Raw genomic sequence first — 13,435 nt, 5'->3', positions numbered from 1 at the left:
TATTAACAAGTGGAGTGGTACACCATACAATGGAACTCCGCAGGCCCTTCCGGGGTTGGCCGTACATACGTATCGTCAATCGCAAAGCCGGCCCGTTCATAAGCGCGAATGGCCCGCGTGTTCCAGGTCAGCACCTCCAGATCGATGCTGTTCTGCGGTGCCCGGCGAAGGGCTTCAAGGACCAGCAGCCGCATAAAGTCGGGGCCGCTGCCTCTGCCGCATAAAGCGGGATGCAGGCCGAGACCGAGGCGGGTAACGCCAACAAGAGGAAAGAATTGGGCAAAGCCGATCAACTCCCGATCGCGATTCACGACAGCCGCATATTGCATGCGCCGCAGGACGGGATCGCCGAATTCGATCTCGTCCTTTTGCATCGCATCCCACGCCGGCCAGCGGTAAAGATCGTATGGCGGTTCATATTGCCATTCGCAGATTTGCCGGGCATGCTTAATTTCCAGCGGCTGGATAGTCATGTCCTCCAGAGATGGTTTATAATGTACCTCATTAGCGAAATTAGTCATAGATCTACCCTCATTATAAGATTCTATAAGTTTCTTTCCATTATAACATTTCGGTAATCGACTTCATGAGGATTTGGCGAAGGACAACGAAGGAGAACTTTTACGATGCGGAAATTAATAGCGCTTGGCTGTTTGTCTTATCTCGTAATTGGATTAGCTCATGTTGTGGGCGGGTCGGTAATGGAGCAGATGCTCGATAAATACGGTTTGTCTTATGGCGACGGCGGGCAATGGATGATGAATCAGTTTTTTGGTTTTTTGGTGGGCGTATTGCTATCCCCGTTTATTACGTCCAAGCTGGGCAAAAGAGGGGGAGTGCTTCTCTCGCTTGGTCTTCTGACGCTTGGCGAAGCGGCTTACAGCCTGACTCCCCATTCCTGGGGGCTGATGCTGTTTATCGCCTTGTTCGCCGGCTTTGGCTTTGGCATGACCGAATCGGTTATCGGAGCCATGGTCATTGATCTGGCGGAAGAGAACGGCAAGGCCAATGCGATGACCAAGCTGGAGACGTTCTTTGGAATCGGGGCCTTCCTGATGCCAACGATGGCTAGCCTATTGATCAGGTATGGGGTTTGGCAATTATCCTTCCCGATTTTATCGGCGCTTGCCGGCATTACCTTTATATTATGGATGACGATATCGTTCGGGCCAATCGATGACAAGATTGGTTTTCATGCCAGAGGCAAGAAGTCGGCGGCGGAGAGGGAAGCGGACGAACCGCGTCCAAAAGGATGGTTCGGCTATAAGAGAGCTTCGATTCCGTTCCTGCTTCTGTCGGCTTTATTTTTCGTCATTTACGTTGGCGTGGAAATGAGCTTCTCCAATTATTTGCCTTCGATTATGATCGAACGCTCCGGCATGACGGAAGCGAATGCCCCTTCCTCGCTAAGCCTGTTCTGGGGCACGATGATCCTCGGGCGTCTGTTCGCCGGACGGATCGCGGATCGCGTCGGATACATCCGCTATCTGTTTGTTGCGATTGCCGGAGCCTGCGTCGTTATTCTCGCGATGGGGGCCATTGGGCAGTTAAGCGGAATGATGGTTCTTGTCGGACTAAGCGGTTTGTTCTTCTCCGGCGTATTCGGGATTGCTCTTGTATTCGCGAACGGGCTCATTCCGGGCATGACGGAGCGGACAACCAGCCTGCTTGTCGCTTGCGGAGGAGTGGGCGGGGCGATCTTCCCGAAATTGACGGGATGGATGATGGACAGCTATGGCGCGGACCGAACGGTCTGGATTCTTGGCGTTTTTCTCATTGCGATGTTTGTCGTATTGCTTGCGATGCTGGCACTCGGCCGGAAGCAGCAGACGTCGGCTGCCTGACTAGAATAGCAGGAAAGAATAAAGCCGCATGCGGTTTGTCCGGTGGGACAAGCTGCATGCGGCTTTATTGCAGGAATCCTGTCAATCCGCCCCGATGGAAGCGGCTGCCGGATTCTATTCGTCGGCATATTTATCAAAAGTGCTAGGGTCCATGACACGTCGAGCGGTCACATACCGGTTGACATAATAAGAGTCACTAAGGTTGCTTATCGTAACGCCCTTGCTGGACGATGCATGAGCAAACTTGCCGTCTCCTACATAAATGCCGACATGAGATACACCACGACCGTTCGTGTTGAAGAACACGAGATCTCCGGCCACTAGATCGCTTTTTGCGATCTTCTTACCTGTTTCAGATTGCGAAGTGGAAGTGCGAGGAAGATCGATGCCCATTTTGTCGAAAACGTAAGAAGTAAATCCGGAGCAGTCGAATCCTTTCGTGGATGCTCCACCTGCAACGTACGGCGTGCCAATCAAATCGCTGACAATGCCGTCCATTTTGGAGTCTGCGAAAACGCTTCCGGCCTGAAAAGCCAGCATTAACGCAAGTCCAAGAAGTAGTGCTGTAACCTTTTTCAAAACGGTAAAGCTCCTTCCAATGCCGACGAGGTTAGCTGTGGGGTTCGGTTGAAGGATCCCTATGACTTCTCGGGCGCCGATACAATCTTTCGGACGTCGAAGTCAATTCACCCAAAGGTGGTTCCCCCGTTTCCAGTACAAGGAATTAGGCAGTTTGTTTTATGTACTTGGTAACTATTCGGTAATTTTCGTTTATCTCCTCCCCAAAGTGGCAAATTCTAATAATTCTCATGCAACCTTTTGACTAATCAAAGCGGAAAAGCTTGTATCCTGCGGTTAATAGTCTTCATGTAGGGCGCGCAGACTAGCAGAGAAGCACTATAAAGATTTACTAACTCTTTACTATGTGGTTTTGCTAGCCGATATGTTGATTTATTTGGAGAATGACGGACAAGCGAGCCCGAAAAAACGCGAAAAACCCGCGCCGCGACTAGGTCGCAGGGCGGGCTGCTTCTATAATTATGAGAAAATTTTAAACTTCCTTTGATCTTAAAATGTCGTATTGGGAGGCTAGAGTCCATACTTTCATCAGGGTTCGGACAAGATGATAGCTTTGGTGGACAAGGAGGGCGATAAAGCCGGCCCAGACAAGGGACAAGCTACTGACAAACAATCCGATTCCCGAGCCGATCGCCCACATGAGAAGCGATAATCCGGCAAAAGGAAGAAGATGCTTAACAGCTGTGCCCAGGGACTGGAAGATACCCCCGGCCTTCCCGCTGGTTGCTCCAAGCTGCATGGCGAGGAACAGCAGATGGAGCAGGATGCCCCATAACAGCCAGCCTCCCGCCGCGGGAAGGGTCTTTTGCAGCAAGGCTCCGATCGAGCGGCTGTGAAGCAGCGCTTCAAGACCCTTTGGCGCCAGCCACCATGCGGGAGCAAGAGTAAGAAGGGTCTCGATCCAGTAGAGAAGGGTAACCGGCTTCCATGCCCGGCGGATGCCTTGCAGAAACTGCGTTCCTCCTGCATCGGTCGCATGCTGCAGGGAGTAGAGCAGACCTGAGTTAAATAAAGGCGAGAGCAGCATTCTTGCCGCGAATAAGCCGCCAAGCAGCCACAGGTACGGAGTCAGCACATCCGTCTTCATAATTTGAAACTGCGCTTCGCTCATAAACAGCTGGACGGCTGCCTTGGAAGGGGATTGATCCGGAAACCGCCGCAGCAGCGGCGCTACAACGGAATCGATAAAGCGGTACAGGAAAAATCCCCACAGCAGCTGGTACAGGAATAGCAGGATAACGATATAAAAGTGCTTGATCGCGAGCCGCCAGCCTTGCCTCATATGATTTTTCATGGCTTATCCTCCTAAAATTGCGAAGCAATTCTTAGCTACCACATAAGAAGTTATAAGTTTCGAGAAAGCCGGAAGAACAAATTCTTATTGGCGATAAAACCTACCTCTAGACGCGGTCGCTCATCTTCGAAATTCTTCGATAGAGGTTTTCTCACCAGCCTAATATTCCGAGCAGACCCTGAATGACGTTAGAGATACCCAGACTCCAACGGGTACGCGTAACCTCAGATAGGTCAGCCTTCATATAGTCGTTGATATGCTTATTGTCCAGCACGTTTGTATGCTGAGGATCGACAGCCACCCATTGGAGCGGAGAGCTGTGGACAATTTTGTATTGAACGTGAGACTCCGTCGGATCCCAAGACTTCGGAACAATGGTGCCGTCCTTGAATTTCAGGACAACCGGAATCGGACCGTTATACCCGCCGTTGCGCTGAAGAAGGACAACCGATTCATACATCTGCTTTCCATCCTGCTCCACCGGATGGACGTTAATGGACTCCACGGATATGTCGGCCATCTGATTGCCATAGACGTATTGGTCGAAGTAATTGGTCCACTTCTGCTTGGTCACCTGTTCGACAACGCGCTGGAAGTCGGTGCTGGTCGGATGCTTGAACTTATATTTCTGGAAGTAGGTGCGCATAATCTTCTGCATCATTTTCTCGCCGACCTGTTTCTCGATGCCGATCAGCACGAGCTTCGCCCGCATGTACACATTTTCGGCATAGACGTTGTTGCTTGGATAAGCCCAAGATGGCTGCTTCAGCGGAGCGGGATCCGTCATATAGCTCGATTCCAGCGGCAGGTTAGCTTCGATGCCATATTCGCTTGCCATGACTTTATCTTCCGCGTAGGAGGTAAAGCCTTCGTCGAGCCAGGCCTCCTCGAACTCATTCGAGGCCACCATGCCATACCAGTATTGATGCCCGACCTCATGCACGACGGTTCTCTCGAGACTGTAGCCCGGATTATCCGTCTCGGCGGCGAAGGAGGTGACGAGCGTCGGATACTCCATTCCTCCGGACCCGTTAGCTCCCTTAGGAGGCACAACAACCGATAAGGTCGAATAAGGGTACTCGCCATACCATTGCCCGTATTTGGAGAGGGCGGATTTGGCGGCATGCATATACCGGTCCTTCAGATCCTCATGGGCAGGATCCAGATACAGCTTGATACGGACGCCCGGAATGCCCGGGCCGGATAACGTGTCTTCATAATAGATAAAGTCCGGGGACGCAGCCCAAGCGAAGTCATGCACGTCATCGGCGTAGAACTGATAGATCGCCCGGTTGTCCTTTTTCTCAACGGCCTTCGTCTGAAAGCCCGTCGCTGCAACGGTATAGGATTCCGGCACTTGAATGCGGACGGAATAAATGCCGAAGTCGCTGTAGAACTCCGAGTTGCCATGGTATTGATGCGTGTTCCAGCCTTCCGTCGTGCGGCCTCTTGTTCCCGCTGTCTCGTACACGGCCAGCTTAGGGAACCATTGGCCCGCCATGACATAATTGCCGGAGTAGCCCATGCGCGCGAATACTTCGGGCAGCTTTACTTCAAAGCCCATCTCGAGGGTGACCGATTTGCCTGGGGCAACCGGTTCGGGCAGCTTAAGCTTGGCCAGCGTAAAGTCATTCGGATTGTTGTCATCGGGCTGAACATAATGCAGCCGCGGAAGCAGGCTTTCCCCTTCCGTCGTCTCCAGCGTAAGCAGCTTCATGTAGCCCTGACTTGCTTCGGTTGCTTTATCCGAACGCAGCTTGCCGCCGGATTCCTTCATAAACGTGGTTTTGTCCGACATGAAGGCATTCGGATAAAGATGGAAGTACAGCTCGGACACCGTCTTCTTGCCTGGATTCGTCCAAGTGACGGTTTGCTTGCCGTCTAGATACCGGATATCATCGCGAAGCGAGACATTGATATGATACTCGGCGATCCGCTTGCTAAGCGGCTGCGGTTTCGGAGCCACATTGTCCGGTTGGGACGAGGCGGGCGGCTTGGCCGATTTTGGCGCAGAATCGGTCGCTGCTTTGGCGGCAGGGGCTAGAGCGTAGGTATATTGGGATTGCCAAGCGCGGCCGAAGCCCTGCTGGATGGAGAGGCCGAGCAGGACGGCGGTAAGCGTAAACAGCAGCATTCGTTTGACGTAGCGTGGAGACATGATACAATTCCCTCCCGTGACAAGCATCTACAGCATGTATATGTTTGCTTTTCGCGGATTATTAGCTAAAATGGAATTATTGTACGGGGAAGGTGGAAGAGCTATGACGGAACAGCAAGGACAGCCGGCAGAGCCGGAAAAAAAAGAGAAGAAGTCCCTCTCTCTTAACGTAGTGAGCAACAAACAACATAAAGGCTTTGGAGCCGGAACGATAGATTTAAGTGCAGTATCCTGCGTCATTATCGATAATGGCTCGGCTTATATCGATGACGGAGCGATGCATGCGAAAAGCAAGGTTGAGCGGGGCATCAAGTTCAGTCCGAATAAAGAAGACTGCCCGAACGGCCGCAAATGCTGGATCGTATGGACAGCCGTTGAACGGGGCGAGACAGGTTCGTATTATGCGGGGGCTACGGCCTGCGAGATGTGGATCGATACCGAAGCGCGCCGCGGCTGGAAAATTCTCGCCGATCACGTGAACAAGCTGGATGCCGCGATTAAGCGCAAGTATAAGCTTGAAGAGCTGGACGCGGAAGAGAAAGCGGCTTACCGCAAGCTTCTGATCGAGCATAATGAGGAATGGTGGAATAATTCGCCTGAAGAGCTTAAGGAAGCTTTGGCGTAATCAAGGCATTTAATAACCGGGGATCGTAAGGCGGATGGCCGCTCGATCCCCGGTTTTTTTCTTGAAGAATTATTTTTTTAAAGATGTGCAGGGGTTGGGAGTTAAGCTGTCGTCTATTATAGCGGGAAGGGAGGAGAGCGAGATACAAGACGAACAATGGATCACAGCCATCAAGAACGGCGGTCCTGCGGCGTTTCAGACTTTTGTAGACGAATATGGGCCTTATATCTATCGAACCGTGTTTGCTGTTATCCGTTCGCCGCATGATGCGGAGGACGTGACGCAGGAAGCGCTGCTGCAAATCTATCGCTCCCTCCCGGAGTTCCGAATGGACGGCTTCAAGACGTGGATTACCCGCATTGCCGTCAATAAGGCGATTGATTGGAAGAGAAGCCGGATGCGCAAGCCCGAAGAGCTGGTCGACAGCTTGACGGGACTTGAGGCGGAAGGAATGATGGCAGACCGCGGGCTCGCCGTTGAGGCGGCGGTTATAGACCGCGAAGAGCAGCGGCAGGTACGCGAGCAGGTGCAGCAGCTGCCGGACAATTACCGTGAAGTCGTGACCGCTTATTATATGGAGAACAAATCGTACGAGGAGATCGCGGTTCAGACCGGACTCGAGAAAAAAAGCGTAGAGTCGAGGCTCTACCGGGCACGTAACTGGATCAAGCGGCATTGGCGGAAGGAGGACTTCGAATGAATGAGCAAGAGTGGAAGGAACATGTGACGGCAGCAGAACTGACCGCTTATATCCATGATGAACTGGCTGAACGTAAACGGGAGGAGATTGAGCTGCATATCGCGGCATGCGAGCCGTGTATGGTGCTTTTTATGACCGCGATAGAGGCATCCGAGGCTGGCGAATCGGATCCGGCATCTGATGGACCGGCAAAGGCAAGGGAAGCCATTCCGGATATGAAAAAGCTGGGGAAGCGGGTTATCGATGTTCTGCTCGCCGAGTCGGCAAGAAAGAACCCGGTTATGCGGGCGGAGCCTGCCCGCCGCCAGTCGTTCCTGCAGCGTCCCGTTGTTCACTTTACTGCCGCGGCGGCCATTACGCTGCTGCTGCTTGGCACAGGAACGTTTAGCGGAATCTCGGCCAAGCTGGGGGAGATGGATTCCCATTCCGCCGCTACGGGGCAAACGATTGAGAAGGACGCCGAACAACCGCCGCAAGGGCCAACGTGGTCCGACCGGATGGTCACGCGTACTTCCACCTGGTTCGATAAGCTTGAGAAAGACCGTTTCAAATAAGATTGATGGAGGAGAGGAAAGACGAAATGTCGAAAAATCCGGTAGTCGCTTTATTGCTGTCCTTTATTCCGGGCGTCGGGCATGCCTACTTGGGGCGTCCGTTTCGCTGCCTGCTGTATGGAGGAGGGTTCTTTGGCTCCTTAATGCTTTTGTTTTTCGCTGTACAATCCGGGGAAGGAGGGAGGATCGGTCTCTTCTTCCTCTTCACAGCCGCTCTCAGCTGGCTAATTAATATGATCGATATGGTCGTGACGCTGTTGTCTCCAAAGGCGCCTGTGGCGCCTTACAGCGAGCGGGGAGATATCCCGTTTGATCCGGGCTACACGGCGTACGAGCAGCAGCGGGAGAAGACAAGCACCGTCATGCTGTCCCTTATACCGGGTCTTGGCCATATGTCGCTTGGTCTTATGCAGCGCGGCATCACGTTCCTGGTTGCTTTCCTTGGACTGTTCGCGGTTGTGGTTTTTATCGGAGTCGTGACGAATACGGCCGCTTTTCTGGTATTTCTGCTAGGGCTGCCGGTGATCTGGATTTATAGCATCTTCGATGCGATTCAGCAGCTTCACCGGAAACAGCGCGGAGAGGAGCTTAACGACCGTCCGCTGTTCGAGGAGATCGAGAATCATATGGGGACGGGCCGGAAAAATAAAGTGCTCGCCGCGATCCTGTCGCTCTTCCCGGGAGCGGGACATCTGTATCTTGGCCTGCAGAAGCGGGGCCTTCAGCTGATGGGCGGATTCCTTATCGCCATCTATTTGATGGATTCGCTGCGGCTGTCGATTTTCTTGTTCCTGATGCCGCTGCTCTGGTTCTATGCCTTTTTCGACTCCATGCAGCAAATGTCGCGTTATGAACGCGGAGAATTACATGATCAGGCGGTTGTTGCCCAGCTTGCCCCTTATCAGAAGTGGATCGGGATCGGCCTCTTGCTGCTTGGCATTTATTATCTGGGCGACCGGGTAATGGGCGGCTATATCTCGCAGACTTGGCCGGGAATTTATGCGGAGTACGTAAAGCTGAAATATAATCTGCCGACCGCCATCGTTGCTTTCCTGATGATTGCACTCGGCTTCCGGTTAGTATTTGGCAACGGCAGCAGAAAAACTTATTCGGCGCCAGCGCCTCTTCCGCCTCATCCCGCGGAGATAATGAGGGAAGAGGAGGGGGACCGATGAGGGAATGGCGGGTAGGTTCGCTGTCTATGGGCATAACGCTGCTCCTGATCGGCGTTTCCATTGCCATATCGATCTGGAGCGGCACAGATGCGCTGAATACGCTGCTGTGGGTGGCGCCCGTCGTTTTTATCCTGCTTGGTGCGGAGCTCCTCATTCACCTCAAGCTGTCGGGGAAGGAACGGCCGGTTATGCGCTACGACTGGATGAGTATGTTCTATGTGGCGGTTATCGGGGCGGGCAGCCTTCTCATGGCGTCTTTTACTTCGACGGGTCTGCTCGGCGAGGTGCGGGACCAGCTGCAAATGACGGAGCGTACGGCTATCGTCCAATCGGACCCGGTAAAGGTGCCGGAAGGCATCAAGAAGATTGTTGTGCAGTCGCTTCGTCCTATCCAGGTCGACCAAGGAGAGGTCCGCGCCGTGCAGCTTCTCGGGCAGGTGCAGTACTGGTCGCCCAAGCCTCTTAAGCAGCCGGAGAAGATGGTGGCAACAAGCACCGTAGGCAGCACGATGTACGTTCTTATTAATAGCTTCGAGCATAAAGACGGCTCCATTGGTTCGGAGAACATCAATCAGGAGCTGACGCTTGTGCTGCCGCAAGAGATAGAGGTAGAGAAGCGGGGCTTTTAATACCATTTGAAAAAGGCAGTTCCTCGCAACTAGCGAGGAACTGCCTTTTCTCACTTATTCACCTTTTCAGGCTCGGCAAAAGTCATGCCTTTCGTATCGACCGTCGCTTTCTTGATCGCCATCGGTTTAACCGGACGGGAGCCTTCGCCCGTCTTCTCGGTTTCCTGATTAACGATTTCGTCAACGGTATCCATGCCTTCAACCACCTTGCCAAATGCCGCGTAATCGCCGTCGAGCGATGGGGCATCGGCAACCATAACGAAGAACTGGGAACCGGCGGAATCCGGATCGCCGGAGCGCGCCATGGAGATTACGCCGCGCGTATGCAACAGATCGTTCTGGAAGCCGTTGCTCATGAATTCGCCTTTAATGGAGTAGCCGGGGCCGCCCATGCCCGAGCCTTCAGGATCGCCGCCCTGAATCATAAAGCCGGGAATGACGCGGTGGAAGATCGTGCCGTCATAGAAGCCTTTTTTCACAAGCGATACGAAGTTGTTGACGGTGTTTGGAGCAATCTCCGGGTACAGCTCAACCTTGAAGGTCTTTCCGGTATCCATCTCGACCGTTACAACCGGGTGCTTGTCGGAGCCAAGCAGCTTGTCCGGCTGAGGCGGCTCGGTTGCTTCCGGAGTTGCGGTTGCGTTAGCGGATCCGGAGCCGCTTGCGCCGTTATGGTTGGAGCTGGTCTTGCTGCCGCCGCCGCAGCCGGCAATGACGAGCAGCAGCGCTGCCGTAAGCAGTGCAAGCACCGGCAGAAGCATATTGCGTTTAAACATCGTAAGAATGCCTCCTCTGAGGATGTTGTCCTATCGTTCTATACCTAATATACCATAGCGGTTGGAACAAGTGAAAATGGCAGAGCCATCACTTGTTATGAAAAAAAAGCCCGGGCGCTTCTCGAAGGAGAAGACCCGGGCTTCTTGCTTTTTAACCTACGGTGTTGTAAGCCATAATCCAGATCGAGCCTGCAATGATCGTGACCAGGATGACAAGACCGAAGATGAGCGCCATGACGTTGTAGCGCGGCTTCTTCTCTTCGCGAAGATGCATGAAGAAGAAGAGCTGAACGACGAACTGCAATACCGCCATGATCAGAATAAAGATCAAAGTTGGCGTTTTGTCCATCATATCGTTCAATACGACAACAAGCGGCAGAATCGTAAGCACAATGGAGATAACAAAACCGATGACATAGGATTTCATCGAGCCATGGGATTCATGCTCGTCATGTCCGTGTCCATGCGTGTTATGGTTGGTCATCCTACATCACCCCCATCAAGTAAACGACCGTGAGGACGAAGATCCACACAACGTCAAGAAAGTGCCAGTACAAGCTTACAATGGTAACTTTGCGTTTGGTAACCGAATTGATACCGTGTTTGCCGATCTGAATCATCAGGCCAACCATCCAGCAAAGACCAACCGAAACGTGAAGTCCGTGAGTTCCTACCAGGGTGAAGAATGCGGACCAGTAGCCACTTGTACCGATCGTAACGCCTTCGTCGACCATTTTAAGAAACTCGGATACTTCAAGGAAAATAAACGATGCGCCGAGAAGGGCCGTAACGATCAGCCAGCCGATCAGGCCTTTTTTGTTGCCCTTGTGCATTTGAAGAACAGCGATACCGCTGGTGAAGCTAGATGTTAACAAGATAAACGTTTCGGCGATTACGCCAGGCATTTCGAACATCTCATGCGGCGTAGGACCGCCGTTTGTGCTGTTGTGCAGGACGGAGAACGTCGCGAACAGCGTACCGAACAAGATAACGTCGGTTATAAGAAACATCCAGAAGCCAAGAACCTTAATCGATTCATGATCGTGATGATCATCATGGTGGCCGTGATCGTTATGACCATGGCCGCCATGAGGCGTCACTGTGTGTGCCATTTACCGTACCCCCTTTAATGCTGCTTCCGTACGTTCAATCTCGTCAACCGGAATGTAATAATCCGGGTCGTAATCGAAGGAACGGGCGAACAGGCAGCAAGCAACGCCGATCAGGCCAGGAACGATCATCCAAGTCCAGTGCCATACAAAGCCAAAGCCGGCGATGAAGAAGAACACAGACATAATGAACGGAATACCCGAGTTTTTCGGCATATGAATTGGTTCCAGCGGACCAGGCGCTTTAGGCTGAATACCTTTCGCACGGCGCTGTTTCTCTTCCCACCATTCATCCGAGCTCGAAACCTCAGGAAGATGCGCGAAGTTGTACATAGGAGCCGGCGATGGAATCGACCATTCGAGCGTACGGCCTTCGCCCCATGCGTCTCCCGATTTTTCTTTCTTCAGGAACTTGATGCTGTGCGCAATCTGCCACACTTGGAAAATAAAGCCGAGACCCATAATGAAGGCACCCACCGTCGAAACGATGTTAAGCGGCTGCCAGCCAAGGTCGAAGTTGTATTCGTTGAAACGGCGTGTCATACCCATCAGACCAAGCGCGTATTGCGGCATGAAGCAGACATAGAAGCCGATGTTCCACAGCCAGAATGCCCATTTGCCAAGGCCGTCATGCAGCTTGAAGCCGAACATTTTTGGCCACCAGTAGTACAGGCCCGCGAAGTAACCAAATACAACGCCGCCGATGAGCACTTGGTGGAAGTGCGCAATCAGGAAGTAACTGTTATGGAACTGGAAGTCAGCAGGCGCAACCGAGAGCATAACCCCCGTCATGCCACCGACAACGAAACACGGTATAAAGGCAATGGTCCAGAGCATTGGCTGGCTGAAGGTGATCCTTCCTCGGAACATCGTAAACAGCCAGTTGAACACTTTTACACCGGTCGGTATGGCAATGAGCATCGTCGTAACCGCGAAGAACGCATTGACGTCGGCGCCGGAGCCCATGGTGAAGAAGTGGTGAAGCCAAGTAAAGAACGAGAAGAAGCTGATCGACATAAGAGCGAATACCATGGACTTGTAGCCGAACAGTTTTTTCTTCGAGAAGGTCGATACGACATCCGAGAATACCCCGAAGGCCGGCAAAATAACGATATATACTTCCGGGTGACCCCACATCCATATCAAGTTGACGTACATCATCGGGTTGCCCCCGCCGTCAAGCGTGAAGAAGTGAGCGCCCAAGTAACGGTCGATGAACAGAAGGAACAGCGTAACCGTCAGAATCGGGAATGCGAACATGATTGTAATCGAAGACGACAATACGGACCAGGTGAACATCGGCATTTGCATGAGCTTCATGCCTGGCGCACGCATCTTCAGAATGGTGACAACGAAGTTGATACCGGACGCAAGGGAACCGATACCGGAAATCTGAATACCCCAAATATAGAAGTCTTGGCCAAGACCGGGACTGCCGGACAGCTCGGACAGCGGCGGATAAGCCAGCCAGCCCGCATCAGGCGAACCCCCGATAACGAACGATACGTTAAACAGCATGGCGCCAAAGAAGAAGAGCCAGAAGCTGAGAGAGTTCAGGTAAGGGAATGCTACGTCGCGCGCGCCAATCTGGAGCGGCACAACGATATTGAACAAACCGAACATGAGAGGCATCGCCATGAACAGGATCATGATAACGCCGTGGGTTGTAAAGATCGCATTATAGTGACCTGCATGCAGGAACTCTAATTGCGGTACTGCAAGCTGAGTACGGATTAAAAGGGCGTCGACGCCCCCGCGGAACAGCATGAGAAGCGCTGCGATAACGTACATAATACCGATTTTTTTATGATCGACGGTTGTCAGCCATTCGGTCCACAACCAGCGCCATTTTTTAAAGTAAGTCAGAGCAATAACGATCGCTACCATGGACAGACCAATCGATACCTGGGCACCCAGGATAAGCGGATCGCCGGTGATGAAAAAGTCATTCATCAGGAAATCCCAGAATTCTTTAAACATAGTGCATCTCCT

The 13,435-nt window shown here is 52.5% G+C and carries 14 protein-coding genes and 1 riboswitch; of the genes, 6 read left to right on the top strand and 8 right to left on the bottom strand.

The annotated features are described in order from the left end of the window. Window positions 1-2: 2 nt before the first annotated feature. Window positions 3-521 (bottom strand): GNAT family N-acetyltransferase, encoded by a 519-nt coding sequence (locus WFK81_RS29600; protein ID WP_336790883.1) that lies wholly within the window; start codon window positions 519-521, stop codon window positions 3-5. A 105-nt stretch (window positions 522-626) separates the two neighbouring features. On the opposite strand from WFK81_RS29600, the gene WFK81_RS29595 reads away from it, so the two are divergent. Beyond that, entirely contained in the window at window positions 627-1,844 is a 1,218-nt protein-coding gene (locus WFK81_RS29595; protein ID WP_336790881.1) for an MFS transporter, read from the top strand. A gap of 114 nt (window positions 1,845-1,958) precedes the next feature. On the opposite strand, the gene WFK81_RS29590 is transcribed toward WFK81_RS29595, so the two are convergent. The 3 genes from WFK81_RS29590 to WFK81_RS29580 all read right to left on the bottom strand — a co-directional run bounded on the left by WFK81_RS29590 (window position 1,959) and on the right by WFK81_RS29580 (window position 5,875). Beyond that, window positions 1,959-2,423 carry a C40 family peptidase gene (locus WFK81_RS29590; RefSeq protein ID WP_336790880.1) on the bottom strand — a complete coding sequence of 155 codons (465 nt, stop codon included), beginning with the start codon at window positions 2,421-2,423 and terminating at the stop codon, window positions 1,959-1,961. A 5-nt stretch (window positions 2,424-2,428) separates the two neighbouring features. After that, window positions 2,429-2,585, bottom strand: a riboswitch (cyclic di-AMP (ydaO/yuaA leader). Window positions 2,586-2,895: 310 nt separating this feature from the next. After that, window positions 2,896-3,717, bottom strand: coding sequence for a hypothetical protein (locus tag WFK81_RS29585; protein ID WP_336790878.1), 822 nt, complete (start codon window positions 3,715-3,717; stop codon window positions 2,896-2,898). A 151-nt stretch (window positions 3,718-3,868) separates the two neighbouring features. After that, on the bottom strand, window positions 3,869-5,875 hold the full coding sequence (locus WFK81_RS29580; RefSeq protein WP_336790876.1) for a M1 family metallopeptidase: 2,007 nt from the start codon (window positions 5,873-5,875) through the stop codon (window positions 3,869-3,871). Window positions 5,876-5,978: 103 nt separating this feature from the next. Between WFK81_RS29580 and WFK81_RS29575 the strand changes: the two genes are divergently transcribed. The 5 genes from WFK81_RS29575 (at window position 5,979) to WFK81_RS29555 (ending at window position 9,558) form a co-directional block, all read left to right on the top strand. Then, window positions 5,979-6,500, top strand: coding sequence for a YwhD family protein (locus WFK81_RS29575; RefSeq protein ID WP_336790874.1), 522 nt, complete (start codon window positions 5,979-5,981; stop codon window positions 6,498-6,500). Window positions 6,501-6,561: 61 nt separating this feature from the next. Beyond that, on the top strand, window positions 6,562-7,200 hold the full coding sequence (locus WFK81_RS29570; protein ID WP_336790872.1) for an RNA polymerase sigma factor: 639 nt from the start codon (window positions 6,562-6,564) through the stop codon (window positions 7,198-7,200). After that, complete coding sequence (locus tag WFK81_RS29565; protein ID WP_336790870.1) at window positions 7,197-7,754, top strand: zf-HC2 domain-containing protein; 558 nt, start codon at window positions 7,197-7,199, stop codon at window positions 7,752-7,754. The genes WFK81_RS29570 and WFK81_RS29565 overlap by 4 nt, the downstream gene beginning before the upstream one ends. 26 nt (window positions 7,755-7,780) lie before the next feature. Further along, a complete protein-coding gene (locus WFK81_RS29560) occupies window positions 7,781-8,929 on the top strand; it encodes a hypothetical protein (RefSeq protein ID WP_336790868.1) in 1,149 nt (382 codons plus the stop codon). Continuing rightward, entirely contained in the window at window positions 8,926-9,558 is a 633-nt protein-coding gene (locus WFK81_RS29555) for a hypothetical protein (protein WP_336790866.1), read from the top strand. Before WFK81_RS29560 ends, WFK81_RS29555 begins: the two co-directional genes overlap by 4 nt. 50 nt (window positions 9,559-9,608) lie before the next feature. On the opposite strand, the gene WFK81_RS29550 is transcribed toward WFK81_RS29555, so the two are convergent. The 4 genes from WFK81_RS29550 to WFK81_RS29535 all read right to left on the bottom strand — a co-directional run bounded on the left by WFK81_RS29550 (window position 9,609) and on the right by WFK81_RS29535 (window position 13,423). Further along, on the bottom strand, window positions 9,609-10,334 hold the full coding sequence (locus tag WFK81_RS29550; protein WP_336790864.1) for a peptidylprolyl isomerase: 726 nt from the start codon (window positions 10,332-10,334) through the stop codon (window positions 9,609-9,611). Window positions 10,335-10,485: 151 nt separating this feature from the next. Beyond that, entirely contained in the window at window positions 10,486-10,818 is a 333-nt protein-coding gene (gene cyoD / locus WFK81_RS29545; protein WP_336790863.1) for a cytochrome o ubiquinol oxidase subunit IV, read from the bottom strand. Window position 10,819: 1 nt separating this feature from the next. After that, window positions 10,820-11,446, bottom strand: a complete 627-nt coding sequence (cyoC, locus tag WFK81_RS29540) for a cytochrome o ubiquinol oxidase subunit III (protein WP_336790862.1) — start codon at window positions 11,444-11,446, stop codon at window positions 10,820-10,822. Continuing rightward, the gene (locus tag WFK81_RS29535) at window positions 11,447-13,423 is read right to left on the bottom strand and encodes a cbb3-type cytochrome c oxidase subunit I (protein ID WP_336790861.1); all 1,977 of its coding nucleotides are present in this window, start codon (window positions 13,421-13,423) and stop codon (window positions 11,447-11,449) included. Window positions 13,424-13,435 lie beyond the last annotated feature (12 nt).

This window comes from Paenibacillus sp. MMO-177 (assembly GCF_037147795.1).
Classification (GTDB): domain Bacteria; phylum Bacillota; class Bacilli; order Paenibacillales; family Paenibacillaceae; genus Pristimantibacillus.
This window is presented reverse-complemented; position numbering and strand designations above follow the sequence as displayed.